We start from the raw sequence: 25,549 nt of genomic DNA, 5'->3' as shown, positions 1-25,549 counted from the left end.
ACTATATCATAGCTTTGGAACAAACGATATGAATAATCGTGCTCAGATTCACTTTACCAAGAAGTGGGACAAGGGGTCAGGTTCATAGGCCCGCGGGACGAGGGACCTGTCCCCCTGGCCCGCGGCCCAGCCCTCATTCACATATTATAAACCTCAAGCACGGCCTCCAACTTATGACCATCCCAAAGCGTCGTTTCCGTCCGTTCAGCCAACGCAAGAGCCGCCGGTGTAAAGGTATTATTGGTAATCACCCATGTGGCGTCTGCATGATAATATTCTTTACCTGATACCACTTCCTGAACCGCTTTGTTCCCGACTGAACTAGCGTATCGTTTCGCTTGGATTGCGTAGACACGGTCATTTTTTCGAGCTAGGATATCCACGCCTTGATCTCCTGAATTCTTAGTAGGAGAAGAACGAAAACCTAATTTAGATAATAAGCTAACCAAGAATTCCTCGAACTCCAATCCATTCATTTCGTTAATGGCTTCCATGGTCATCAGAGGAGGACTTTGTGTTGTTTCTTTATCCCTCATTAAATCTCGCTCCAACTTCATAGCTTTATAGTTTGCTTGGGCTTCATTTAAGAGATCATCTTCAATCAGCAGTTCTTTTTCGTAATTCCCGTAGCGTTTTCTTTTCAAAAATTCTACAAGAAAACCTAAGTTAGAAAAAGAGCGCACTTCCTCTTCTCCTAGACTTTGAATATACACATGAAGAACATGATCGAGTGGGTCACTTTCCTGAATACGCTCTTCCATTAAGAAGAAATCATCCCTTAACCGTTCATAGTTCACTTCTAAAACGATCAGCTTCATCACTTCAAGAAACGCTTCTTCGTTCCCTCTTACCACAAGTCCTCGCTTAGATAGCAGGTCAATGAGCGCGGTTAAATGATTATGATAAAAGGAGATCATCGAATGGACAGCCGGGGCATATGTAACATTCTCCGGGAGCCAATAGCTTTGAGTGAACGGTTTGGCATCTATGTAGTTTAATAGTTCCTTAAACACATCTGGAATAATGAGGTTTACGCATTGAGGTAAATACTTAGACACAAAATTCTCCATCAACCTCTCATGAAGTTCGTTAAGCTCCATAAGTTCAAGCTCAAACGCTTCACTTTCTATAGGGATGGAGTTTATCTCCTGTAAACCTATAGCATATTGGCTAAGCCCCCGTACAAGATTCGTTAAAGCTACTTTTCTTTCACAAGTACTTCTCTCATACTGTTCCTTTTTCTCCTCATGTTTCTTCCATTCCTCTTCTACTTTCTCTAACTTACTCTGAGCCAGCCGAAGCTGACTGTTTACATCATATTTTTCTTGTTTGGTCTTATGAATTTCTTTGTGCATGAGAGCCATTTTCTCATTCAGTTCATGGATTTCAGACTCTTTTCTCGCGATGTTCCTATCTAATTCCTCTATTTGTTCGTTTCGCATTTCAATTTGATTCGATAATGCTTCATTCTTCTTCGTTAGTTGATTCATTCTTTTTTCGGTCTGATGAAGAACTTTTACATTTTCTTCTCTTGCTTTTACTGCTTCTAGTGCCTCTTTCACATAGGCAAACATGGCCCATCTCCTCGCTGTATATCCATCATAGATGTATGTTCTTCGTACGATCCCTTTCCTCAACATATACCTCTTTTCAGAAGAGGAGGATATCGTTCTATCTCTTACTATAAACAATGAATCAAGTTTGGGACAGGTCGTTTTTCCACCCTAATATAAGTTAAACTAAAAAGAAGAACTTCCCCTTCACCCTGGAAACTTAAATAAGGAGGAGCAGTTGTTGAATAACTCAAAACATAAAAAAGACTATCCCAAAACTAATTTCGAAAATGATAGTAAGTTCAATGTCATTTTTCTACATGGCGTCCTATTGGTAGGAACCATATGCTTTGTCTTCTCTACAATAGGCGATTTCTTTTTCCCCGACTTAACTGGTGACGGCGGAGGAGTATATAACGCCATCTTTTCATACACCGTGGGTCTCGTTATCGGAATGCAAAGGTGGTATTGGGTGAAGAAAGATAGAGTTGAAGCGCGTTAGTGAAACACAATCGGGACGGGAGGATAACATTGTACCCAATCCGCAACCTCCGCTGGGTTCTCTCTGCCGTTTTACTAAAAAAATAGCCTTAAATGGTCAAAGATCAGGGCACTCAGTGACCTTTTGGCATGGATGATTCTTTTAAGCGGCACAGAGATATCTTTTAAGGAAGTACCAGATCCGCCCCTGTATTTCCTTGTGCCTATTAAAGGTAGAAGATTCTAATAAGAATAGCGATTATGATGTAAGGAATGGGGATACAGATCATCATTTTCAGAAACCCTTTAAGATTACCCTCGTCCCCTCTCTTCTTATATAAAAGCCATAGGTTTGGAGTGATGGAGTAGAACCAGAATTGAGGAATGATGACTAGCATGTGAATGAGAAAGCCATCTTTTTCACCGGTTAAGGCGATCCCCAAAGCAAAAGCCATCAAGAATAAAACATATAGTGGCAACAGCTTGCTATTAAAATCCAAATAATTTTTAAACAACATCTCCCCTGCTTTCTTATAATGTCACAAAAAAGAGAAGCATCCCTTTGAGATGCTCCCCTTCAACCTTATTTTACATCAAAGCGATCGGCGTCCATCACTTTCACCCATGCATCTACAAAGTCACGCACAAACTTCTCTTGGTTGTCGGCTTGCGCATACACTTCTGCATAGGAGCGAAGAATAGAGTTTGAGCCGAAGACAAGGTCGACGCGGGACGCCGTGTAAAGTAGCTCACCGTTATTACGGTCGCGGCCTTCGTATTCGTTGTAATCAACCGGCTCCCATTTCGTACCCATGTCTAATAGGTTCACGAAGAAATCGTTTGAGAGGGTCCCAACGTTATCCGTGAAGATACCATGCTTCTTATGACCATAGTTGGCACCGAGCACGCGCATCCCTCCGACGAGAACCGTCATCTCAGGCGCCGTCAGGCCAAGTAGTTGAGATTTATCGACAAGAATCTCTTCTGGGCTTAGTGTATATTCTTTCTTCTCATAGTTTCGGAATCCATCGGCCATTGGCTCTAGGAATTCGAAGCTCTCTTCATCTGTCATGTCTTCTGTCGCGTCCCCGCGGCCTTGCGTGAATGGAACCTTCACTTCAACACCAGCAGCTTTAGCCGCTTTTTCAACCGCTGCTGATCCACCAAGCACGATCAAATCAGCAAGGCTGACGTTCTTCTCGAATTCTTTTTGGATGTTCTCATAGATCGATAGAACCTTTTCAAGCTTTTCCGGCTCGTTGACTTCCCAGTTACGCTGGGGAGATAGACGAATGCGTCCTCCGTTTGCACCACCACGCTTGTCAGACTGGCGGTACGTGCTAGCTGCAGCCCATGCGGTTTTGACTAGTTCACTTACCGTCAGTTCAGAGCCGAGGATTCTGGCTTTTAAGTCTTCAATCTCTGAATCTGTTAGCTTGTAATCAACGTCTGGAATCGGGTCCTGCCAGATAAAGTCTTCTTTCGGTACTTCCGGGCCTAGATAGCGAGATTTCGGTCCCATGTCACGGTGAAGCAGCTTGAACCAAGCTTTTGCAAACGCCTCGGCAAATTCTTCTGGTCGCTGGTGGAAGCGACGGGAGATCTCTTCGTAAACCGGATCTTCACGTAGCGCTAAGTCCGCTGTCATCATCATCGGCTCTTCATTTTTAGAAGGATCTTCAGGGTCCGGTACCATGTGTTCTTCTTTCAGGTCGACAGCCTTCCATTGATAAGCGCCGGCCGGACTCTTCGTCAGCTCCCACTCGTAGCCGAATAAAAGGTCAAAGTAACTCATATCCCATTTCGTTGGGGTCGGCGTCCACGCGCCGTGAATTCCACTTGTGATTGCATCGCGGCCTTTTCCGCTTCCATGCGTACTCATCCAGCCAAAACCTTGTTCTTCGATGTCCGCCGCTTCCGGTGAAGCACCGACGTGAGCGACAGGATCCCCTGCACCGTGGGTTTTACCAAACGTGTGACCACCAGCTGTCAGAGCAACGGTTTCCTCATCGTTCATCCCCATTCGACCGAACGTGTCCCGAATGTCTTTCGCACTCAGAAGGGGATCTGGGTTACCGTCTGGACCTTCAGGGTTTACATAGATCAGACCCATCTGCACGGCAGCAAGCGGCTGCTCAAGCTGACGACCTTCCTCATAACGGTCATTGCCTAACCATTCCGTTTCGCTGCCCCAGTAGATGTCGTGTTCCGGGTGCCAAACATCTTCACGTCCTCCGCCGAAACCGACTGTTTCAAGGCCCATATCTTCTAGCGCAACGTTACCAGCTAGGACAAGCAAGTCTGCCCAGGATAGTTTATTGCCGTACTTTTGTTTGACCGGCCAAAGCAGGCGACGCGCCTTGTCTAAGTTCCCGTTATCCGGCCAGCTGTTTAGTGGAGCGAAGCGCTGCTGACCTGTAGAGCCCCCTCCACGGCCATCTGCGGTACGGTATGTACCAGCCGCGTGCCAGGACATGCGGATGAAAAGCGGTCCATAGTGTCCATAATCGGCAGGCCACCAGTCCTGACTGTCCTTCATGACTTTTTTCAAATCTTCCTTAACCGCCTTGAAATCGAGCTTCTGGAACTCTTCTCGGTAATCGAAGTCTTCTCCCATAGGGTTAGGCTTTCTGTCGTGCTGGTGCAGAATGTCCAAGTTCAGCTGATTCGGCCACCAATCCTTGTTCTTCGTCCCGACTTTGATCGGAGTAATTGCACTTGTTTCTTCCTGCTTCACCTGTCCACCGTGAGAAAACGGGCACCCTTCTGCCTGGCTATGTTCCATTTCATTATTGGTCATAAATAAGACTCCTCCCTATTTGTGAAAAAATTAAATACGTTATTAGATTATAATTATAATAAATAAACGCATAAATTGAAAGTTTGAACCCTTACCCTTCAGATTTTTTTATAAAAGAAAAGTCTTTGATCCAAAACAGGAGCAGGTCCGTTGTCCCGCGGGACGAGGGACCTGTACCTCTTTTCCCAAGCGAAAAACCCCTATTGATCAAACGTTTGATCAATAGGGGGGTTCTTAAAAGCTATTTAGGGACGGGTACCTGTCCCCTTGTCCCGCAAATAAAGAGAAGCACGGGAACCGCTCCCGTGCTTCTCTCTTTAAATTATGAAACTCGCTGTCTTTCAACGACTTCAGCTGTTCTTCTCGTATTATCTGCGATATCAACGGCTAATTGAATAAACTCTGCATAGATCTTGATTGTTCCCCAACCGATGAAGGTAACGATTAAAGTAACAAGAAATAATAAGAATTTACCTGTGAATAGATTAACCAAAGCAGCTAGAGTTCCAATTACTAGGACTGCTAAAGATAAGTATGTAAAAACTGCCTTAATAATTTTTAAAACTGGATATGAGTCCAACTTGTGACTGCTTGTACTACCAAGTAAAGCAGTTTTGATCATGTTTCCTTTGTCCATAGATTTCACCCCCTTTCAACAACCCATAGGAGCTCTTAGATTTTTATTAAATAAAACTCTTCTCTGAAAAACCTTTCTTTTTTGGTACGGGTTCACTTGATCCTTCATCTTCTACTTGACTCAACACATTACTGACAAACTCTTCTTCTTCTCCGTTAATAAGGCCGCGGAAAACAATCTCTTTAATTTGTACGTGATTAAATACGAAGGAATACTCTAAGCTTATGTACCCTTCAGGATATGGGCACCCTAGATAGTCAAACACCTCACCGCTATTTTTCATACGTTGCTTACGGCCGTATATCATAAGCTTTTTATTTCCGCCTTCTAGCTTTACTATAGAACCGATTGGTAAAATTTCTTCATGCATATGATTAACCTCCTTTCATTTTATATATTTGTATAAATCACACTAAAGATCATCCCTAGAACAGAAGATGCTAGTATATATTTAAAAGATTTAATGGCAGCTTCTACCCAATTCTTTCCTTGATTTATTATGTAGAACAAAATATTGCCTATTATCAATGACATGGATATGCCTACCGACATCCCTAAAAGTAAGCTCTGCGTGTTTATCCCGCCTATAATAGCTCCAAGAATAAGCGGTACTAGGAGATATTTAAATCGTTCTTTAATGTAATTCATTGCTTCTCCTCCGATTCATCTTTATTTGGCTGAGCTAAAGAATACACATTATCTCCAAATTGATAGGAGTCGAATCCTTTTTGAAATAAGAGTGAACTAATCCCCTTAACACCATCATCAATCAGTTCTGGTGCTTTCTTCGCCAATGATCCAGCACTTACAAAGCCAATTCCGATCTGCTCGGCAGTGTAAATCTTGCTACCTTTATCGTCTCCCCAAATGTCTTTGTGACCTTCTTCAATGATATTTGGTATATCAACCCAGTCATCTTTTCCTGGATTCACAAAAAGATCATCAACCATTTTAGTGAAGCCGCTTGCTATTTTATTGGCACCATCTAAAGCTAGATACCCCCCACCTACACCACCAGCAATGGCTAGAGGTGTGGCTGCACCCGCCGAGGATACTGCTGCCGTTATAGATGCAGCGATAATTTCTGTGCCAAAGGCTAATTCAAATGCCCCATCAGTTATCGTGATAACTGCCGAGCCAACTTCTTTCCATTCTACTGACTTAAAATGATGGACAGTAGCATCCCATGCAGTTTCCATCACATCAGCAGTTTGATGGTATGCATCTTTCACAAATGCTCTTGAAACATCCCAAGTTGTATTGAGAACGTCTTTTGTATCTTCATATGCAGTTTTCACAAAGCGTGAAGACTTTGTCCAAGCAGATTCAGCCACACCACTAGCCTTCTCCCAACTTTCATCAGCAATAGTAGTGGTAGAATTCCAAGCCGCGCCCATAATATTTTGAGTGTTGTGCCACGTATCATCCACTAATTTTGTCGTGGAGGTCCATGCACCCCCAGCTAGGTCACTTGCTCTATCCCACCCCTCTTGAACAAAGTCTGTAGATTTACCCCAAGCATTCTCCATGAAATTAGAGGTATCATGCCACACTCCTCCGGAATAATCTTTCGTTGAATCCCAAGAATTGTTCAAAACATTGGTAGCATCCGTCCAAGAATTTGAAACAAAGTCTGTTGAGCTACTCCAGGCAGCCCCGACCACATCCGAGGTATCATGTAAGAGGTTTTTGAAACGATTATCCTCTTCTTCCACAGCTCTTGGGACAATCTCACAGACATGTTGGCTTTTATAATGATTGAACCTCGTCTTTTCTGCTAACTTTACTACTTCATCTTCTGCGTAAGAGTAGCGATTCATTGCATCATGTACAAATGTTTCTATCCTTTTTAATTTTGCTTCAACTCTATTTAAGTCTGTAGAAACCCTCTGTAAGTGATCATTAATCCCATTGCGTGCACGGATGTTCCAGCTAATTTGACCACGGACACGGTCGATGTCATTCGATGCATGAGATACTTCAGAACTGCTCTTAGATAAACTACCTATATTCCCTCTTACTGCATGAATACTAATGTTCATTGCCAACTGATGTACCTCCTACAACTGTTAATCATTTTTTCTAGACAATGCTGCCGCACGTGCTTCTTCTTCACACTTTATTTGATAGGCGGCTGAATCAACTTTATGTTCCAGACTATAGAGAGTTGAAGTGATGCTATTCAATTCGCTATTAATCTGTTGAATCGCTCTATTCACGTAGATCATTTCTTCTGATTTCCAACTGTCATTTATACTAGATTGATAGTGCTCCAATCTATTTTTGACATCTCGTAAGGAATTGGCATATTGGCCAAGTTGATTTGCCTGCGATCGAGCTTCATAAACGTTAATTCCCATCTCACCCCATCCTTCCTTGCCAATTAAAGGCGTTATCCTTTATTCATGTTAAGCGGTTGGACCCGAAAGTTCGGATCCAATCGCTTAACATGATTAAAATGGATAGGTAAAAGGGGGCTTGTGGCACCTCTTTTACCTTCCAATTAGAAATTACTTAAACGCTTGTGCATTACTATTAATACTCGTCTCTGCCGCTTCATAGTTCGTGACCGTGTTGTCTAAGAATTTCGCATATGAATCAACGACTTCTCGGTAGGTTTCGAACTTCGGAGCTAGAGCGTTGAAATTCGCTCTGATTGTTTCAGATGCATCACTTTGCCACGTACTAGAAAGGTTGTTCATTTCTTTTTGGATTTCTTCTAAGCGTAGCGCTAAGTTTTGATTAATGGTACGGATGGAACCTGCTGTCTTTTGGACTTCCCCAAGGGAAATATGAATACCTTCAACAGACATGTCCGCCACCTCCTCTAAAAGTTAAAAGATATTAGTTCGATAAGCGTTTGGCTGCGTTGATCGTTTCTGTCTGAGTTTGGCGATAGGTCTTCGCACTAAGTTTAAGGAACTCAGAGTAATCAAGCATTAATTTGCGCATTTTCTGAAAGTCATCCATGAAGCCTTTAATCTGGGCAACGTAGGCTTCGTTGTCCGCCCCTTTCCATGCGGCTCCCATACCATCTACTTCATTAAAGAGCTGCTGGTATTGCTTCTCGTAATCTTGAGCTTGTGCATCAATCTTCTGTGCTGTAAGCTCGAGTTTCTCTGGGTCTACTACAATCTTTCTTGCCATAGTCCTAACTCCCCCTTATATTCATGACAATCGGTTTATATGAACAATAGCTTGGAGCCATTTTTCAAACCTAGCTCCAAAGCTGTTCTGTTACCATCCAGCACGTTACCTTTGTCGTCACATAACACGGTGTTGCCAGATGGTGTGAAAGCGCCATCTGATAAGTCTTTAAATGCACCCTTCAGTAGCATTTCTAATTCATGCACTTTGTTCGTTAATGGGATGTACACATCATAGGTTTGGCTCAGAACAGGTATCCGAATTTCTACTACTATTTTCTCCATCACCTTACACCCCCAAGAATGTTTCTGCTTCGCTTGTTTCAGAAGATACAAGCTTCACTAGAGTGAGCTTCCCTTTGTGGACGATGTAACCAAATCCATCTTCAAGCTCTTGGTAACTTTGATTGGAAGTCTTGATTTTCAACTTAAATTGATCAGCAATTCCGTTCCCCATCCAAAGGCCATCACTCAAAGACACTTTCGACTTGAACCAAGGCTCAAAGGATAGTGCGTTAATCTTCTCAATCGAGTCACAGATGATGAAGGATACATTGTATTCCTTCTCCCCTTTTTCCAGTAAGACTTGGAGTTTATCTTTCGCATCTTCAGATAACTTCTCTATTAAAGAAGATAGGGAATGAATCATACAGGTCACTTGATCAAAACTTGGAGGTTGTTCCCCTTGGGCTAGAGCGTCTTTGTACGTATTGTTTCTTGAAACCAACATGTTAAAGAGTTCTACAACAACAGATTCCAATTCTTCACTAGAATGCATATATCGGTAGATCTCTCTAGCGCCGTTTTCATATACATGATCCGGATCCATCACAAGTACTTCACCATCACCCTTTGAAGCGATAACTTGTGTGAGCCCTTGCATGAACTTAGCATCCTCCACACTTTGACCGGTTACGAGATTGATGTAGCGGTCGAAGTCACCATAACCAGCCTGTAAACTTTGCTTCTCAATTCCGACCGGAAGGATCCTGCCCCGGGCTTGATGCCCCGCTTCTGCTAGATAGGAAGCTGTGACCTCATCTGGTAAAATCGGAACGCGTCTCGCTTTAGTTCCGCTCCACTTTCGAGCGACCTTATCACAATACTTTCTTATGTTCTGCAACGTATTCTCCTCATCTTTGAACACGTGAGCCACTTGGAATTCATATACGTGCTCCGATTTAAAGATCCCACGTCCTTTATGCTTTGTAGGATAGACCCCATTTACGTTTCCGAGGACGCCTGAGTAATCGGCCTCATCATTTAGCTGCAAGACAAAGAGTTGCTTGAAGTTCTGTAATAAACGGAAGCGAACAGCACCGGTATTCGAAGCAGTCAGGATGAAGTAGATGCCGTATTTCGTACCTTCCCGTGTTAAGTAGGCGATCGCTTCTTCTTGAGCTTCATACGTTTCAGCAAACCCTGCGTAATTATGAATGAAGACGGTGATGACTGGGAATTCTTCTTTAGTTGCTTTCACATAAGAATGGTAATCGCCACCATAATCCGCGAATCGCTTCTTCCTACGATCGATTTCATCATAGAGCATCTTAATCAGGTTATGCGTCTTCTCTTCTTCACCAGACAACAAGACATCACCCACGTGAGGGGCTTTCTCAAATGATTTGAGCGTCTCTGCTCCGTAATCGAGTATGTACATGTTCACTTCATTTGGTGAATGATTCTCTATCATTTGATAGATAAGTGTGGTTAAGAAAGTCGTCTTCCCGCTTCCGCCTGAACCGTAAATAATGGCATTTCCTTCACGAGTTAATGGGAAGGTCATAGGCAGTTGCTCTTGGTTCGCCGGATGATCCACTTCCCCAATGATTGGTTGAATATGTCCCTTCACCGGTTTTGGTAGATTGTATTTTCCTGAGATCTCATCGACATAAATAAGAGCAGGGATTGGATCAAGCCAGATTTGCCTTACGCGAATCTCTTCTTCTGCTGCAATTGTAGATAAATACTTCGTAATTTCATCGATTTGCTTCGGCGGGTTTATGTTCAGTCCTTGTCGCTTATCTAATTTCACAGACTTCATTTCTCGGCCTAAGTTGTCTATGACGGTGATGCTTTCATCCTTCTCTGTTTCGCTTCGTTCTGAAGGGAAATATGGTGCCCCACCCCATGCGGATTGACCCATTTCAAACAGTTCGTTGAAGCCAACCTGTAAGTAAAAGCGTCCCGTTGTCGTCAGCTCTGCTGCATCCGGTCGTTTGATGACGTCCATACTGTCCGCTTTCTCCTGGACTTTAAGGGAGACCCGGAAGCGACTGTTACTCCAGATCTGATCATCCACGACGCCTGAAGGCTTCTGCGTAGCCAGAATGAGGTGAACGCCTAAGCTTCGACCAATACGCGCAGCACTAATTAATTGTTCCATAAATTCTGGCTCTTGCGTTTTCAGTTCAGCGAACTCATCGGAAATGATGAAGAGGTGTTGAACGGGCTCCGTCACTTTTCCTTCTCGGTATAGTTTTTGATACTTGTAGATATCAATATTACTTTCACCTACACGATCACTTGCTTCGTTGAAGATAGCTTGCCTTCGCTTTAACTCACTTTGGATCGAGATCAACGAACGCTTCACCGCCGGTCCGTCTAAGTTCGTGATGACACCTGCTACGTGCGGAAGTTCACTAAAGGTATGAGCCATTCCGCCCCCTTTGTAATCAATCAAGATAAAAGCGACTTCATCCGGATGGTAATTGACAGCAAGGGACATGATATACGCCATAATGAACTCACTTTTACCTGAACCGGTCATTCCTGCAACAAGTCCATGAGGGCCGTGGAATTTCTCGTGTAAGTCTAAATGAAAGAGTTCTCCATTTGTATCGACGCCCACTGGTGCCTCGAGTGTGATCGTTGGATCGTTTTCCTTCCAACGGGTTAATGCATTTAAATGTTCAATCTTGCCGACCTCAAACATTTCAAGGAATGTCAGCATAGACGGGAATTGGTAATCCGATGTTGAAGAGTCGAGCTGAATGTTGCTTAATTGCATAGCTAGCTCTTGCTCATCGCCTTTTTGGTAATATTCAGGGTTGAAGGTGACATATGCCCCCGTACTTTCGTTCTTGTCATACACCTTAGCTTCTTTGTCTTCTAGATCAACAACAAGCGTACACTCTTTCGGCAAACGGATCAGCTCGTCATACAAATGAACGACACTAAAGCCGTAGTTCTTCCTCTGCATGAGAATCGTTTTAATGAACTCTGCCTTAGAAGCTAACTGCTTATCAATAGCAAAGACCACGTAATGAGGCGTCACTCCATGTCGTTCATCATCGTTTGTCATCGCCTCACGCTTTGCTAATTCTTTCTCCATATAAGCAGAAATCTCTTTCACTTCGTTTGCATCTGTTGCGAGGAAGCGAATCCCTTCGTCCTTAGCCCATACATGAGGAAGCCATTTCGCAAACCCCCACTGCTCTTGTTCCTTCTTATCGTATAAAAATACGAGCCTTACTTCTTCGTAACTATGTAAACTTGTCAGTTGCAGGATCATGCTCTTAGCCAGATTGATAACGTCCTGACGTTCGCCGATCATCCCGCTCGCTCTGTCTTCTATAAGCGACATGGTAATCGGAACTTCTTTCAGTCTCTTCGGTTCTTCCGCTAGACTGTATAAGGCTTCTTCTAGGTTATCGTCCTCTAGTGTGAACTTCTTCTTCTGGTAGTTCAGATCGAGCGCTAATGGTACGTCTCCAAGACCTAAACGCATCTTCAGGAAGTCGTTCTGCTCTTTCGTCCTCTCCCACAGGTTACTCGCTAAGTTCCGAATTCGCTCTGTACTCTCCTCTACATCCACGGCGTTCTCAAGCATGATCTCCTGCTGATACGCCGTCTCATCCGCAATACTTGAGCGTATGTGATTGAGATAGTCTTTGTATTTCTCTTGCCGCAGTTGTTCTCTATCTTCTTTCTTCAACCGATCATTTCTTCTTGTGAGAACCGGGAACAACACGGTGCCAAGCAACATACTTAAGGACATCAAGAGCGTAGGGATGGCAAACATCATATCCCCACCACTATTCATCGCGTAATAAACGGCAAAGGCTCCTGTAAATAAGGAAGCCATCCCCATAGTCAGCGACGGGCCTAGCATGAGAATTAACGGGGTTTCTTCAATGTTCTCCTTGGAAGGTGGGGGATCTATCTTCCACTCTTTCTTCTCTACCTCCCGTTTAAACCTCGGAGAACGATAGAATGTCTTAAGAACCGATGCATCATGATCTTCTATTTCCTCTTCTGTCTCAACGATCGATGGTTTTTGAAAATGTTGTAGTTGTTGATCCTGGATCGTCACCGCTCCATCTGGATTGTTGATGGCCATAAAGCCATTTCCGACAATGATCTTTAACCCAATGACATACAGCATGTCCCCTGGTGCGAGTTCTTTCTGTTCTACTTTACGCCCATTTACATAGGTGCCATTGGATTGACTTAAGTTATAGAGAGTGATTTGTTGATTATGTATAACAAGCCTCATATGTTTAGAAGAAACGTAGGGATTGGAGAATTGAATGCCACAATCCGCAGCGCGCCCTATTATGAGCTGTCCGTTAGAGGGGAGCTTAAACTTTGTAAAGGCTCTTCGATCTTCTGTAACCGGTTCACAATATAACAAGACGGTTTCATCTATGTTTGGTAGATAAACTTTGTAGACCTGTGAAGAGGTAATGATTCTTTCTTTTACTTTTTGGTTGGATTCATCGAGGATATAGGCTTTCGTATTGGACTTAACAATCCATTGTCCTCCCACGCCTTCCACAGATATGACATTCTCCTCATATCCGTTCTCATTTCTATGCCTCATCCAGTATTGACCTTTGGGCTTATCAGGCAATACAAGTGAGAATAGGTCATTTCCTTTAAGTAAGGATAATTGCATTTCCTTCCTCCTATTCTGTTTTCTATCAAACGCCCTTTCGTACCATGAAGATTATACTACATCCAATCATTTCATTGAATGGAATATTATTATTTTTATATATAATTTAGGATTTTTTCAATCACCCACATTCGTGTAAGGGTTTACATGTAAAAATAATACTTATCAACGCCTCTTTGCACCTAATTTATAGTATTAGTATAATAATAGTGCTAACTTTTAAAAAAGATTGTTAAATTTTTTAGTATAAGGAGTTGTATCAGTGAGTTTATTTAATAAATTGAAACAAGGTGTATCAGAAGCAGGCTCTAAAGCTAAAAGTGCGGTTGAGATTAATAAGCTTAAAGCTCAAATTGCCCAGAAAGAAAAAGAGATCAAGAAGCTCTATACGACGATCGGAGAGAATGTATATGTAGCCCATCAGAATGGAGAAACAGATGTATCTAGCGAACGAAATATTGTCTATATCGAACAAATTAACGAACTACATAACGACCAAGAAGAATTGAAATCGGCTCTTCTGGCTATGAGTAATGTTAAGAAATGCTCGTGCGGGAGTGACGTTAGCCTTGAAGCGAAGTTCTGCCCTTCGTGCGGCCATGAATTTGAAGAAATCGAAAACCATGATGTCGACACCCTTGAAGAAACCGTCCTTCTGTCAGAAGGTAAAGCAACAGAAGCACCGGACACTTGTCCAAACTGTGATGAGATCGTCGAGAAGGATGCGAAGTTCTGCGGAGAATGCGGTCATATGATTGAAACGTAAAAATAAACCGGTCACCGCTTATCGCGTGTGCCGGTTTGTTTTTTACGATTCACCTAAGAGGAGAACCCGCACCTCCTAGGAAAAGAAGTTCATGACTTTCTGTTTCCATCTGCTTTTCTTAGGTTGCTTCGTCTTAGGACTCTTTAACATGACGAGTGTTAGATTGTCTGTTGCCTGTTCTGACCTCGCTGCGTCCTCCACAAGACTAGGTACAAATTCTTTAAGCGTCCCGGATTGTGACAAGAGTAATGATGGAAATTGTGACGGAGGATACAATGAATAAAATCCATCACTGCATAACACAAACATCTCTCCCTCTTTGAATTCTCCCCTTGTTTCATGAACTTCCACTTCTTCATCTATCCCCAAGCACTGCATTAGAATATGGCGCTTCGGGTGATGGAGCGCCTCTTCTCTTTTGACGTTTCCTTGCCTGATTTGATAAGACACCCAAGAATCGTCTTCAGTGAGTTGGTTCAATGTGAAACCCGGGCCTTCTACCCTCGCTTCCGCTCGCTTCTTTCTTATAGGACGCTCATCGTCTGTCATGTGGTAAACACGACTATCTCCCACATGCTTTACGATGTACTTGTGATGATGAATAAACACTAAAGACAGCGTTGTGCCTAGCTTAAAGCCTTCATGATAGCGAATCATGTTCAAATGGTTGTTGATTTCTTTAAAGAGTCTTTCTAATTCGTAGGAGACTTTGGAAAAGTCAACAGAAGAGCCAGGCTTTACTACAGAACTCGTATCCCACCAATTCTCCACATGGCGTAGAACAATCTCACTTGCACGATCTCCTAATTCATGACCGCCCATACCGTCTGCGACAAGGGCGAGAATGATGTGCCCTTGATCACGAATCTTTTTATATAAGATCATGCAGCGGTCTTCATTCACTTTTTTGGGGCCTGTTTTCGAGGCATATCCGATCTCCCATGCCAAATTATCCAACATCTTCACCCAACTGTATGTAAAATGCTGCTCGTCCAATCATGATGTGATCCTGATCGTTCACTTTATAAATGTGATGGGGCTCAATCTTGGTGCCGTTTACGATTGTTCCGTTACTCGAATGGACATCTTGAATTCCATATCCCCCGTCGTTTAGCTGAATCAGTTCCATATGTATCCGGGAGACGCCAACCGCTTCTACTACGTATGATACAGCATCAGGATCCCGACCAATCCGGAATCGCTCTTGGTTCACTTTGACTATTTCACCATTCACAAATCGAATAGAAAGGGGTTTGTTTCTCTCAGGCTCTTCCCCTCCAAGCAAGATGGTTGCATCTTCTTTCGGTTGGTGATCGTCATGAGGAGAAGCAGGCCGGACCGAACTTTCCCCTGGCTCACTATACACCTCTTCATTTCGGGATATGGATTCAAGTGGCTCACTTATTTCTGCTATGTACTTCTTGTTCTCTTCCTCTCTATAATTATGGTCTAATTGCTCGTTCACTTCATTAGGCTTCGATAATGTAAAACCAATATAAATAAGGTCAACTAACAATAAAGAGAAACCTAAAGAGAGATAAAGACTGCCTGAACGATGATCAGAAGTAAAATAGTAGTATCCAATACCAATCAGCCCAATAACCCCCATTAAAAGGAAGACGATCTTATTTCCCCTCGTGTTTCTTGAAATTGAATTCTTCATGTATGGTCTCCTTTATACAAATATACGAACGTTAGATTAGGTCGGTAAGCTCTGCTATGCCCACTGCGATGAGCGCTAGTGAAATGAAGGCTAGCATGATGGCAAACCTTGTTGAATTCTTACTCAAAACGTCTTCCCCCTTTTGCAGGTAATAGGTTCGTCTAACTGAAACCCTTGAATAGTATATAGGATTCTATACTTATATAAAATGAATTTACTGGATAAAGATACATTTCATACATTAAATTCAATGAATTGAAGTGATATAATATACGTTTGGAATAACAAACAGGAGAGGATTCTATGGAAAAAAGCTGCAAGACGTGCGGTCACCCCTTATATGAGGGTGAATGCAACCATTGCCCCCCACTTGAAGAAACAACATTACTAAACGAAAGTCCTTCATCAAATGATGAGACCACCTTATTATCCAAGGAAGATCAAGGCACCTTGGACCCTACCATTCTGCTTGAGGATGAAGAACATACCGATTCAACGGAGCTTCTAGATAGTCAAGCCATTAGCGAAGAGAGCGATACACCCATCCCTCACAATCACCTAAGCCATGACAAAGGGGAGATCCTCTTCGATCGGTATAAGATTCTATCGATTCTTGGTAAAGGTGGTATGGGAACCGTATACCTGACCGAGGACCAAAAGTTAGACGGGAAACAATGGGCGGTCAAAGAAACGTTAATGAGGAAAGAGGACTATCAAGAGTTCGTAGATGAGGCCAAAATGCTAGTCGACCTTGAACATGCGAACCTTCCTAACATCATTGACTATTACCCACCCGACCAGGACGGGAGAACCTACCTGGTTATGGATTACATAAAAGGAGAGACGCTAGGGGAAAAGTTTGAAGAACGATTCTCATTGCCCTACCATCAAGTCATTAAGTACGGAATTCAAATATGCAAGCTATTAGACTACCTTCACAGCCACAAACCAACACCCATCATTTACAGAGATTTAAAGCCTTCTAATGTCATGATTGATGAGAACGATAATGTCCAGCTAATCGACTTTGGGATTGCTCGTAAATATAAGGACGGGAAGCAAGCGGATACGGTTCAAATGGGGACTTATGGATTCGCCTCCCCTGAACAATTTGAAAACATTCAGACCGATCACCGCACTGACCTTTATTCATTAGGGGCTATGATCTACTACCTTCTCTCTGGTGGAAAGTATATGTATTCTTCACAAGAACCATTGCATATCTTAAATAAAGACGTCCCAGAAGAATTAAGTAAGATCGTTCAACTATTGGTCAAACCAGATATGAGGGAACGATACCAACATGCAAAAGATGTTAAGGATGACTTATCCAAATTGCGCTCAACAGGAGAATTATCTGCTAAGAAAGAGGCGAAACGTCTAGCCAAGGAGCACAAGAAACGCGTAAGGCAAGAGAAATGGACCCGCTTCAAGAAACAAACCAAGAAATGGAGCCTCATTACGGCATCTGTTCTTCTTGTAGGCGCCGTCCTCTTTGGTACGTATACATACACAGCAGCTAAATATAACAAGGATGCTACTATCGAGCAGTTTGAACAAGCTATTATTGAGGAAGATAAAGAAACCCTTAAGGACCTCCTTGTGTCCGAAGACCAGCGCCTGAAGATTAGAGATCAAGAAATCAATGTTTTCCTCGATTATTTAGAGCACGACCCTACATATATGGATGATCTTATTTCAGGATTAGAAGATCTCACAGATCAACAGATCTCCCTTTCTAATGCCGCTAAAGCGAGCTCTAAAGAGCCTCGGAAGGACCTTCCTTTCACGTTTGTAAAAGGGGACAAGAAATATGTAGTGATTGATACTTTCAAACTACAAGTGAGCCCGAAGTATATTACCGTTCATGCTAATCTGGCCAACACGAAGATTCTGTTGAATGACAAAGAAGTTGCCAACACACCTTCTGAGAATTATTCACAAGATTTCGGCCCATTCATGCCAGGTCTTTATTCAGTTGAAGCAGAGTGGACGTCAGAGTATGCAACACTTCAAGATCAACAAACGATTGAACTTTTCAACACATCTGAAGAGAAAATGATGGCAAACTTCAACCTCAGTGGCTATTTCATTGAATTGAACTCTAATTACGAAGAAGCCAAAGTGTTTATTAACGATGAGGACACTCGTTTACTCGTAAAGGATTCTCAACAATTTGGCCCCGTACAAGGGAACGGCTCTCAGAAAGTTCATACGGAGGTCACGTTACCTTGGGGAACTGTAAAGAGTGATGAAGTGACAGTTAAAGGACAGTCTATAATTGACCTGCCCATTGTTCCTTTAACGGATGAATTAAAGCATGAGTTGATGAAGGTGACAAATGAGTATGCATCTAGTGTTGTGAAGAGCTATACTTCAAACGATGCAAGCCAGTTGAAACATAGTAGCCAAGATGTATTCCTGACACACAAGGAACGACTAGAAACCTATAAGGATGAGAATCAGACCTGGAAGGGGCAGCTCATTAAAACGTCTTATGACTTAAATAGCTTTGACTTATACCAAAATGGGCAAGACGAGTATGAAGTGATGGCTAAAGCATCCATTATGAATAATGAAGTGATTAGCAAAGAAGATGAAACAGAAGAGCCAACCTTAACTGAAGACCATTATTCTATTATTTATCGTTATGATAAAGAACAATCAAAATGGCTCATTAAAGAAATGGACAAGATGGATTCCTATCATCCGCTCGCCCCTAAAGTTTATTCATTTGAATCCAAGGACACTGAAATATAATTTCCCATAAAAGAAGTCCATTCCCTCTTGCTTAAGGAATGGACTTCTCATCTTTATTGTAATGTCAGGGTCCCATCACCTAATATAAGTCGCTGGTACCCCTCTTCTCCTTTTTCCTGATCGATCTTGAATTCAAGTTCATTTACATGGTCTACATTTAGCTTCACAGGAACAGACTCTTGACCACTCGTCAAAGTCATTTTCTTAAGCACGTCCCCATCAGCCAATATCGTAACCTCACTCACAGCTTCGGCTCCACCTGTCTCCGTTTGGTCAACCCCTAGAGTCATACTAAATTCACTATATTTCTGACTCAACCTATATAAGAAATGCGGCGATTCATCATTTCCGAAATCAGGATCAGACGTCTGTGCTGTAATGGCATTGGAATAGACATTCCCAGAAACATCTGTAAAGAAACGGTCATATCGATCCATATAATAATAGTCAGATATCCTATACGTGATTTGTTCAGATAAAGGTTGTTCACCAGATGACAGTTCCTTGCCATCTTCTAAACTAATGTTCGCGATTGTACCAAATAGATGCAACTGGACGTAGGATGTCCCTTCTTTAAGGGTTTCCTCTAAGGGAAATTCTAGGGAGAATTCTTTTGAAATTCCACTAAAATATTTCTCGTTTATATAGGCGCTTCCCGATTCATCAGTCGATGGCACGAAAACGTATAAACCTTCGTTTATGTCGACATCCTTATGCGGGGTGACCTTCCCTTTGATCGTAACTTTGTTTGGTTTTACTTTCATCTCGTTTACTTCAATATCTTTTTCATCGTCACTAAGTTGATAGTTCATGTTAAAGTACTTGGATTCCATTTTAAACAAGGCTTTAGTGACATTTGTTCCTTTATCCTCACCAAGCTCCGCTGTTGTATATTCATCTTCCTTGGTGAAATAGATATCGTTTCCATCATCTGCATCAAGCTTCATTTGATAATCATAGCGATGGAGGTCCTTTCCTCTGTCGTTCGTAATGGCCTGGAAGCCAATCACATAATCCGGATACTGAATGACATCTAATCCAGATCGCTGGACATAATCCCCATTATCAAAGATCCACCTTGATTCAAGGTCTATATTATGAGCAATATACCGACTTCCACCTTCGAATTTATAGATAGCTGTTAGATCGCCATCTTTCATCCCTTCACCTAAGAAAGTGATCTTCCCCATCTCTTCTGATTCAAACAGAACCACATTGCGTTCTGTGTACCTGGAAGGAAACTCGATGAAGCGCTCCACTTTACTATCGATAGCAGTCGTATACTCCTCTAATTTCTCCTCCGCTACTAACCCTGGGAATTGGCTGTTTATTGCGCGTAGTTCTTTCACAGATTCCCGGGCTTGGTCAAATGCAAATAAGTCGATCTCTTCCTTCGTCTGTTTCAGGAGCGGCTTCGCAACCTTTGAACTCATTTGTTCGGTAAATGATTCTTTCAGGTCAGAGAGGTCTTTATACATTTTTGTATTAGGATAGTTATCTACCTGATAGAGAGCTTCTGATAATTGATCATAGGCGTATGAAAGTTCAGGGAAGTGGTCAGGCGAGAACTCTACATTATTCACACGCTCCTTGACCTCATCTGTTGAAGTCTGCAGCTCTTCCATTTCTGCTTGAAATTGTGTTGCATCTTGTAAGAGATCCTCAACGATGATGTGACGACTTTCCCCGTATGCTAAATCCTCACTATCCATCTCTAGTACTTCCTTATAGGCTTCGATTGCTTGATCAACTTCAGAGTTGGCCATCGCCTGATCTGCTTGACTCATTAGCTTCCCGTAAGCCTGATCAGATGAACACGCTGCGAGGGTCAAAGATGAAGAAAGGGATAAGGCTAGAATTATTTTTTGTTTCATTAGGATACGTCTCTCCCTTCCCAAACACTTTGTTGCTTCTCTCTCTTTCTAGTCATGAAGAACCATCCACCTGCACCAGCAACAACGAGTAAGATGATAAGTATACCAATGAGAGAAAAGGAAGAGGGTTCATATACAATATAACCACTGCTGTTCTGTAAGGTCACTTTATCTTTCTCACCCTCCACAAGAGAAACGCCGTGTGAGACGTACTTCACTTCACCCGGAAGCTCTAAGGTGGTTTCTACAGAAGGGTTAAGCTCCGTGAAATAATACACAGGTAGATCTTGAATAGCTTCTGCCTCGTGATCAAATTCTTCTTCTTCATCAACTGGTGACAAACGTTCCATTTGATAAGGGTTGTATCTCGCCATATCAGAGAACGAAACGAGTAATGAATCCGGGTGTAAAGCACTTATATGATCGAACTCAAATTTGGCGATCATCTTGTCGTCTTTTGTCTTCATCCCCTTCGATTCTAATACGTTTTCACCTGCTCTTTCGTTGGCTTGCTCAACACCTGATTGAATCTCTTCCATGAGCGCTTCTTCGCTATAAGACACTTCATCTAGGGGCATAGTGAAAATGGCTGTCCCTGACCCGTCTTTCTCTAATTCAACTTCTAGTGTTCCACACCCTGTTAAGAAGAGCAGAACAAAGGAAAATAGTATGATTATTCTACGCATCGAAATCCTCCAATTATGTAAATGTAAAATATAGCTATTAAAAAGGCGTAGGATATAGAAGTGGTTCTAATCCTTCTTTTATTTAAGCTTGGTAAAACGATAAAAGCCCATAAAAAAGTCACCTCATCTAAGATGCTTGGGTGACTTCATCAGTTTCTAGTGCTGAGAATGTAAAGGATAGGTAACCCAGGTAGGCGTACACAGCGGCTGATATAAGCGTAGTGATATAAAAGTTACTAAACGGAAACAAGATAACCAACATCTTCCCAAAGAACAGATAGGGTACATATTTCACATGAGGGCTAACAAGTAACAATAGGGCTCCTACAAAAATCCCCCAATAAGCAATTGTATCCAAGACATTTAAAATCAAAAAATATTCATGGAAGACAACGTTCGTAAACCGATCAATAAAATCAACCCCAAGCGCTCCAAATGCAATATATAAAGAATAGGGCATAATGGCATTCATCCAAGGAATGCTTGAGAACCAACCATTTAAGGCTTTTCGTACTTCATTAAACTGATTCATGGTCTTCTCCTCCTTTCAATAAGTATAATAGTAGAAGTACAGTAAATTTCTCACATAATAGACATTATATAATAGTCTTTAAGTCCTTTTCAATTAAATTTTTAATAGTTTAGATCGAGGGATTAAAACCTATTAAAATAAGGAAATAATGGATATTTAGTTCTGTTTATTGTAAATTTAATTAAAAATTATAATAACCGGACATGAGGGACAGGTACATTCTCCCCCATCCCACCGAAATAGTTCTTTTGAAATAAAAAGAGCAGAGACTGTTCAAGCGCTTCCTTTAAACAAAAAAAGAAGCACGGGCTCCGCCCCTGTGCTTTCACTGAAGTCAAATACTCTTTAGTTGAATAGGAAAATCTAATCTGTTCATTTCAATGCCTTATTCTAAAGAAATTAGAGGATACCACCATCACCATTCCTAAAATCAATACCGGGATCGATAACGTCTGTAGCAATGCTGGCGTACCTTCGAGCCCTACAAACTCACTAAATACAAATCCAGCTGCAAAAACCCACAATCCTACATAAGCAAGCACTTTCCCTGCCGTGCTCTTCCCTTTTCCTAACATCCGCGTTCCTCCTCTCCCCGTTCTTTATCATATTCCACTTAAAAGACCCTTTACTAATTAACAAATAAAGGGAAACCACCAAAAGCATATCACAGCCACTCCTGTATGAAAACCGAGAAAGCGAGATGACGGTCCTCGCGCTTTATTCAAACTGGAAAAAATCCACTACAAAAAAAGGAAGCACAATCGTTTCTGTGCTCCCTAAAAACGGGACAAGGGGTCAGGTTCATAGTCCCGCGGGCCGAGGAACCTGTCCCCCCATCCCACACAACACCTCATCCCAAAAAGTCATGCCATAAACAGCGCCCCATACCCGAGTGCCCCTGCAATAACAAACGCAGGATGGACTTTCCACCTTTCTAACAAGAGAAAACTGACAATCACTAAAAATGCAGTGTTCCAGACACCTCCTCCTTCGTAAGAACTCAGGAAAAATCGAAAGGCTATTAAACCTAGCAAAACGGCAATCGTCGGGCGAATGTACATCGTCATTCTCTTGACCTTTGGAGAATCTTTGTATTTATATAGAATACTTAAGAGAGCAATCATTAAAATCAAAGAAGGGGCCACAGTTGCAAAAATTCCTACAGTAGCCCCTGCTACTCCTGCTTCTTGGAACCCAATATAGCCAGCCATCTTTGTTGCAATAGGACCAGGCAGGGCATTTCCCATAGCCAAGACCTCACTAAATTCATTTACCGTTAACCACCCATACCGCTTCACGACCTCGTTTTCCACTAGCGGAATGGAAGCAGGCCCACCACCGTAACCTAATATACCTGGTATAAAAAAGGCTAAAAAGATTTTCCATAGGATCATGAGGATACCCCTTCCTGTTGCTTAGATTTTGAAGAGGTTTTGTCTTTCTTTAGGAAAGCTGCCATAAGTAAAATAGCAATAATAATGCCAGGATGAACATTAAGGACTTCCATGAACACTCCTGTTACAAGAGCCAGGAGGATTGTCGGTGTCCACCCTAATCCATCTTTGGATTTCTTCACAAATTGCCATGTTAATACTCCTAGCATGACACCAACGACAGGCACAACCGCTTGAGTCATTCCTTGTACCCAAGGTTGATCTTTTAAAGATGCAAGTGAGGTCAATAACACAATCATGAGGATAATGGTTGGCACGATCGTAGCCAACACTGCATTCAACACACCAAATAACCCCTGAACCCGGTATCCAATATAGCCAGCCATCTTCGTCGCAATCGGCCCAGGTAACGTGTTCGCTAGAGCTAATACATCAGAGAACTCATCATCGTTCATCCACTTATACTTCTCAACCACTTCTTTGTGAACTAATGGAATGGAGGCAGGTCCTCCTCCATAACCAAGTATGCCAACTCTGAAAAAAGCTAGAAAGATATGTAATGCTTTCACACCGACCCTGTCCTTTCTCATACTTTAATCCTTTAAATTCATTTTTTAAGCAGAAAATGAAAAAGGGGCAGCACGCGCCCCTTTTACCAACTACCAGGCAGCAATTGCCCCATCTGTACGTGCCTCTGTTCCACCAAACAACACGCCTGTGTCAGGGTCACGCCATATAATCTGGCCACGACCAAACCCTGAGCCGTCTAATGTGACCTTTATGTCATGCCCTTTTCTCGCCAAGCTTTGCGCAATATGGTTCGGGAACTGTGGTTCAACCGTTACAGTCTTGCCCCCCATCCATTGCCAGCGCGGTGCATCTAGCGCAGCTTGTGGGTTCAAATGAAAGTCCACTGTATTCATGACCACCTGAACGTGCCCTTGTGGTTGCATAAACCCTCCCATTACACCAAACGGGCCAACTGGCTGATCATTCTTTGTTAAGAAACCTGGAATAATCGTGTGAAAAGTCCTCTTGCCACCTTCAAGGGAATTATCATGATCCGGATCAAGTGAAAAATTATGCCCCCGGTTTTGAAGAGCAATCCCCGTGCCTGGTACCACAAGTCCAGAGCCGAAGCCCATATAATTACTCTGAATAAACGACACCATATTTCCTTCATGGTCTGCTGTAGCCAGATAAACAGTTCCCCCTTTTGGAGGAGTGCCTGGTTCAGGCGTGAGTGCTTCATCCCCAATAAGGGCGCGTCGCTCATCGGCATATGCCTCTGAAAGGAGTCCTTCTACATCAGCAGACATGTGCTTCTCTTCCGTAATGTACTTTTGGGCATCTACAAAGGCAAGTTTCATCGCTTCAAACATTTTGTGGTAAGATTCTGTAGATTCTTTCTCAGGGAATTCATAACCCTTTAATGTATTTAATGCCATGAGAGCCGCTAGACCTTGACCATTTGGTGGAATCTCCCAAACATCATAACCACGATAGTTCGTATGAATAGGCTTCACCCATTCTGGTTGATACGCTGCTAAATCTTCCTTTGAGAGGAAACCATCGTATTTTTTGGAGAAAGCATCGATTTTCTCTGCCAGTTCTCCTCTATAAAAACTCTCAGCATGAGTGTCTGCAATGGAACGAAGCGTTTCTGCATGTCCCGGTGAACGCCAAACTTCCCCAATTTCAGGAGCTTTTCCATTTGGAGCAAATGTTTCGAACCAAGCGTTAAATTCATCATCCGTTAATGTATTGCTAAACTTTTCATAAGCACGCTTCCAGAACTTCCCGAGTACTGGTGAGATTGGATACCCGCCTTCAGCATAATCGATTGCAGGCTTGAGAACTTCTTTAAATGGTAACTTACCAAATTTCTTTGATAGCTCTGCCCATCCTGCAGGAACACCAGGTACGGTTACAGGAACCCAGCCGAATGCCGGGATTTCGTCATGACCTTTCTCTTTCACTGCATCAATTGAAATGTCTTTAGGAGAAGGTCCACTGGCATTTAGTCCATGCAGTTCACCTTTTGTCCATACAAGGGCAAAGTTATCGCCACCGATCCCGTTTGATGTCGGCTCCACAACGGTTAAACAAGCAGCCGTAGCAATGGCAGCATCAATTGCATTTCCACCCTGCTTCATAATATCTAATCCAGCTTGTGCGGCTAATGGTTGAGACGTAGCGACCATGCCGTTTTGAGCAACTGTTGTCATTCGCTGAGATGCATATGGATAGGAATTAAAATCTTGATTCATAATACAACCACCTTTGTATGAGATAGAGTTTGATCCATTTTTGTCCTATGTAATTTCTTTTTATTATAGTGGAGACATGAAAGAATTT

At 42.5% G+C, this 25,549-nt stretch carries 24 protein-coding genes; 3 read left to right on the top strand and 21 right to left on the bottom strand.

Features of this window, described 5'->3' with window-relative positions:
• Window positions 1–137: 137 nt before the first annotated feature.
• A complete protein-coding gene (locus tag LQ226_RS10625) occupies window positions 138–1,574 on the bottom strand; it encodes a restriction endonuclease (protein WP_231417875.1) in 1,437 nt (478 codons plus the stop codon).
• A 220-nt stretch (window positions 1,575–1,794) separates the two neighbouring features.
• On the opposite strand from LQ226_RS10625, the gene LQ226_RS10620 reads away from it, so the two are divergent.
• On the top strand, window positions 1,795–2,055 hold the full coding sequence (locus LQ226_RS10620) for a hypothetical protein (protein WP_231417874.1): 261 nt from the start codon (window positions 1,795–1,797) through the stop codon (window positions 2,053–2,055).
• A 205-nt stretch (window positions 2,056–2,260) separates the two neighbouring features.
• Here the strand turns inward: LQ226_RS10620 and LQ226_RS10615 are convergent, their stop codons facing one another.
• The 11 genes from LQ226_RS10615 to essC form a co-directional block, all read right to left on the bottom strand.
• Window positions 2,261–2,533 (bottom strand): hypothetical protein, encoded by a 273-nt coding sequence (locus LQ226_RS10615; RefSeq protein ID WP_231417873.1) that lies wholly within the window; start codon window positions 2,531–2,533, stop codon window positions 2,261–2,263.
• 83 nt (window positions 2,534–2,616) lie between these two features.
• On the bottom strand, window positions 2,617–4,833 hold the full coding sequence (gene katG / locus LQ226_RS10610; RefSeq protein WP_231417872.1) for a catalase/peroxidase HPI: 2,217 nt from the start codon (window positions 4,831–4,833) through the stop codon (window positions 2,617–2,619).
• A gap of 322 nt (window positions 4,834–5,155) precedes the next feature.
• Window positions 5,156–5,470, bottom strand: a complete 315-nt coding sequence (locus LQ226_RS10605; RefSeq protein ID WP_231417871.1) for a hypothetical protein — start codon at window positions 5,468–5,470, stop codon at window positions 5,156–5,158.
• A 46-nt stretch (window positions 5,471–5,516) separates the two neighbouring features.
• A complete protein-coding gene (locus LQ226_RS10600) occupies window positions 5,517–5,840 on the bottom strand; it encodes a DUF4176 domain-containing protein (protein WP_231417870.1) in 324 nt (107 codons plus the stop codon).
• Between the two features lie 20 nt (window positions 5,841–5,860).
• Window positions 5,861–6,118, bottom strand: coding sequence for a hypothetical protein (locus LQ226_RS10595; protein ID WP_231417869.1), 258 nt, complete (start codon window positions 6,116–6,118; stop codon window positions 5,861–5,863).
• A complete protein-coding gene (locus LQ226_RS10590) occupies window positions 6,115–7,518 on the bottom strand; it encodes a hypothetical protein (RefSeq protein WP_231417868.1) in 1,404 nt (467 codons plus the stop codon). Before LQ226_RS10590 ends, LQ226_RS10595 begins: the two co-directional genes overlap by 4 nt.
• 21 nt (window positions 7,519–7,539) lie before the next feature.
• Window positions 7,540–7,830, bottom strand: a complete 291-nt coding sequence (locus tag LQ226_RS10585; protein WP_231417867.1) for a hypothetical protein — start codon at window positions 7,828–7,830, stop codon at window positions 7,540–7,542.
• A 150-nt stretch (window positions 7,831–7,980) separates the two neighbouring features.
• Window positions 7,981–8,283 (bottom strand): pore-forming ESAT-6 family protein, encoded by a 303-nt coding sequence (locus LQ226_RS10580; protein WP_231417866.1) that lies wholly within the window; start codon window positions 8,281–8,283, stop codon window positions 7,981–7,983.
• A 31-nt stretch (window positions 8,284–8,314) separates the two neighbouring features.
• Window positions 8,315–8,617 (bottom strand): WXG100 family type VII secretion target, encoded by a 303-nt coding sequence (locus LQ226_RS10575; RefSeq protein WP_231417865.1) that lies wholly within the window; start codon window positions 8,615–8,617, stop codon window positions 8,315–8,317.
• 35 nt (window positions 8,618–8,652) lie between these two features.
• Window positions 8,653–8,901: a ubiquitin family protein gene (locus tag LQ226_RS10570; RefSeq protein WP_231417864.1), complete on the bottom strand. Its 249-nt coding sequence runs from the start codon at window positions 8,899–8,901 to the stop codon at window positions 8,653–8,655.
• 4 nt (window positions 8,902–8,905) lie between these two features.
• Complete coding sequence (essC, locus tag LQ226_RS10565) at window positions 8,906–13,516, bottom strand: type VII secretion protein EssC (RefSeq protein WP_231417863.1); 4,611 nt, start codon at window positions 13,514–13,516, stop codon at window positions 8,906–8,908.
• Window positions 13,517–13,778: 262 nt separating this feature from the next.
• Here essC and LQ226_RS21150 point away from each other — a divergent pair, with 262 nt between their 5' ends.
• Window positions 13,779–14,282, top strand: a complete 504-nt coding sequence (locus LQ226_RS21150) for a zinc ribbon domain-containing protein (RefSeq protein WP_231417862.1) — start codon at window positions 13,779–13,781, stop codon at window positions 14,280–14,282.
• A 75-nt stretch (window positions 14,283–14,357) separates the two neighbouring features.
• Here the strand turns inward: LQ226_RS21150 and LQ226_RS10555 are convergent, their stop codons facing one another.
• Both LQ226_RS10555 and LQ226_RS10550 read right to left on the bottom strand, forming a co-directional pair.
• Window positions 14,358–15,278, bottom strand: coding sequence for a PP2C family protein-serine/threonine phosphatase (locus LQ226_RS10555; RefSeq protein WP_231417861.1), 921 nt, complete (start codon window positions 15,276–15,278; stop codon window positions 14,358–14,360).
• Window positions 15,232–15,945, bottom strand: a complete 714-nt coding sequence (locus LQ226_RS10550) for an FHA domain-containing protein (RefSeq protein ID WP_231417860.1) — start codon at window positions 15,943–15,945, stop codon at window positions 15,232–15,234. Before LQ226_RS10550 ends, LQ226_RS10555 begins: the two co-directional genes overlap by 47 nt.
• Window positions 15,946–16,248: 303 nt before the next feature.
• On the opposite strand from LQ226_RS10550, the gene LQ226_RS10545 reads away from it, so the two are divergent.
• Window positions 16,249–18,705 (top strand): protein kinase domain-containing protein, encoded by a 2,457-nt coding sequence (locus tag LQ226_RS10545; protein ID WP_231417859.1) that lies wholly within the window; start codon window positions 16,249–16,251, stop codon window positions 18,703–18,705.
• Window positions 18,706–18,758: 53 nt separating this feature from the next.
• Here LQ226_RS10545 and LQ226_RS10540 read toward each other — a convergent pair whose 3' ends face one another.
• The 7 genes from LQ226_RS10540 to LQ226_RS10510 form a co-directional block, all read right to left on the bottom strand.
• Complete coding sequence (locus tag LQ226_RS10540; protein WP_231417858.1) at window positions 18,759–20,579, bottom strand: NPCBM/NEW2 domain-containing protein; 1,821 nt, start codon at window positions 20,577–20,579, stop codon at window positions 18,759–18,761.
• Window positions 20,579–21,265 carry a hypothetical protein gene (locus tag LQ226_RS10535; RefSeq protein ID WP_231417857.1) on the bottom strand — a complete coding sequence of 229 codons (687 nt, stop codon included), beginning with the start codon at window positions 21,263–21,265 and terminating at the stop codon, window positions 20,579–20,581. Before LQ226_RS10535 ends, LQ226_RS10540 begins: the two co-directional genes overlap by 1 nt.
• A gap of 127 nt (window positions 21,266–21,392) precedes the next feature.
• Window positions 21,393–21,797, bottom strand: a complete 405-nt coding sequence (locus tag LQ226_RS10530; RefSeq protein WP_231417856.1) for a hypothetical protein — start codon at window positions 21,795–21,797, stop codon at window positions 21,393–21,395.
• Window positions 21,798–22,174: 377 nt separating this feature from the next.
• On the bottom strand, window positions 22,175–22,372 hold the full coding sequence (locus tag LQ226_RS10525) for a hypothetical protein (protein WP_231417855.1): 198 nt from the start codon (window positions 22,370–22,372) through the stop codon (window positions 22,175–22,177).
• Between the two features lie 288 nt (window positions 22,373–22,660).
• Window positions 22,661–23,191: a chromate transporter gene (locus tag LQ226_RS10520; protein ID WP_231417854.1), complete on the bottom strand. Its 531-nt coding sequence runs from the start codon at window positions 23,189–23,191 to the stop codon at window positions 22,661–22,663.
• Window positions 23,188–23,781, bottom strand: a complete 594-nt coding sequence (locus LQ226_RS10515) for a chromate transporter (protein ID WP_231417853.1) — start codon at window positions 23,779–23,781, stop codon at window positions 23,188–23,190. Before LQ226_RS10515 ends, LQ226_RS10520 begins: the two co-directional genes overlap by 4 nt.
• 69 nt (window positions 23,782–23,850) lie before the next feature.
• The gene (locus LQ226_RS10510; protein WP_231417852.1) at window positions 23,851–25,461 is read right to left on the bottom strand and encodes a gamma-glutamyltransferase family protein; all 1,611 of its coding nucleotides are present in this window, start codon (window positions 25,459–25,461) and stop codon (window positions 23,851–23,853) included.
• Window positions 25,462–25,549: the final 88 nt, after the last annotated feature.

It is taken from the genome of Pontibacillus sp. HN14 (assembly GCF_021129245.1).
GTDB lineage: Bacteria > Bacillota > Bacilli > Bacillales > BH030062 > Pontibacillus.
Note: the sequence above shows the minus strand (reverse complement) of the source record. Positions and strands in the feature narration are given on the sequence as shown.

What these genes read in the sequence shown, in the direction of transcription:
- LQ226_RS10625 (WP_231417875.1), bottom strand. Translation starts at nt 1,574, where the DNA reads ATGTTTGCCTATGTGAAAGAGGCACTAGAAGCAGTAAAAGCAAGAGAA.
- katG (WP_231417872.1), bottom strand. Translation starts at nt 4,833, where the DNA reads ATGACCAATAATGAAATGGAACATAGCCAGGCAGAAGGGTGCCCGTTT.
- LQ226_RS10605 (WP_231417871.1), bottom strand. Translation starts at nt 5,470, where the DNA reads ATGGACAAAGGAAACATGATCAAAACTGCTTTACTTGGTAGTACAAGC.
- LQ226_RS10600 (WP_231417870.1), bottom strand. Translation starts at nt 5,840, where the DNA reads ATGCATGAAGAAATTTTACCAATCGGTTCTATAGTAAAGCTAGAAGGC.
- LQ226_RS10595 (WP_231417869.1), bottom strand. Translation starts at nt 6,118, where the DNA reads ATGAATTACATTAAAGAACGATTTAAATATCTCCTAGTACCGCTTATT.
- LQ226_RS10585 (WP_231417867.1), bottom strand. Translation starts at nt 7,830, where the DNA reads ATGGGAATTAACGTTTATGAAGCTCGATCGCAGGCAAATCAACTTGGC.
- LQ226_RS10580 (WP_231417866.1), bottom strand. Translation starts at nt 8,283, where the DNA reads ATGTCTGTTGAAGGTATTCATATTTCCCTTGGGGAAGTCCAAAAGACA.
- LQ226_RS10575 (WP_231417865.1), bottom strand. Translation starts at nt 8,617, where the DNA reads ATGGCAAGAAAGATTGTAGTAGACCCAGAGAAACTCGAGCTTACAGCA.
- LQ226_RS10570 (WP_231417864.1), bottom strand. Translation starts at nt 8,901, where the DNA reads ATGGAGAAAATAGTAGTAGAAATTCGGATACCTGTTCTGAGCCAAACC.
- essC (WP_231417863.1), bottom strand. Translation starts at nt 13,516, where the DNA reads ATGCAATTATCCTTACTTAAAGGAAATGACCTATTCTCACTTGTATTG.
- LQ226_RS10550 (WP_231417860.1), bottom strand. Translation starts at nt 15,945, where the DNA reads ATGAAGAATTCAATTTCAAGAAACACGAGGGGAAATAAGATCGTCTTC.
- LQ226_RS10545 (WP_231417859.1), top strand. Translation starts at nt 16,249, where the DNA reads ATGGAAAAAAGCTGCAAGACGTGCGGTCACCCCTTATATGAGGGTGAA.
- LQ226_RS10540 (WP_231417858.1), bottom strand. Translation starts at nt 20,579, where the DNA reads ATGAAACAAAAAATAATTCTAGCCTTATCCCTTTCTTCATCTTTGACC.
- LQ226_RS10535 (WP_231417857.1), bottom strand. Translation starts at nt 21,265, where the DNA reads ATGCGTAGAATAATCATACTATTTTCCTTTGTTCTGCTCTTCTTAACA.
- LQ226_RS10530 (WP_231417856.1), bottom strand. Translation starts at nt 21,797, where the DNA reads ATGAATCAGTTTAATGAAGTACGAAAAGCCTTAAATGGTTGGTTCTCA.
- LQ226_RS10525 (WP_231417855.1), bottom strand. Translation starts at nt 22,372, where the DNA reads ATGTTAGGAAAAGGGAAGAGCACGGCAGGGAAAGTGCTTGCTTATGTA.
- LQ226_RS10520 (WP_231417854.1), bottom strand. Translation starts at nt 23,191, where the DNA reads ATGATCCTATGGAAAATCTTTTTAGCCTTTTTTATACCAGGTATATTA.
- LQ226_RS10515 (WP_231417853.1), bottom strand. Translation starts at nt 23,781, where the DNA reads ATGAGAAAGGACAGGGTCGGTGTGAAAGCATTACATATCTTTCTAGCT.
- LQ226_RS10510 (WP_231417852.1), bottom strand. Translation starts at nt 25,461, where the DNA reads ATGAATCAAGATTTTAATTCCTATCCATATGCATCTCAGCGAATGACA.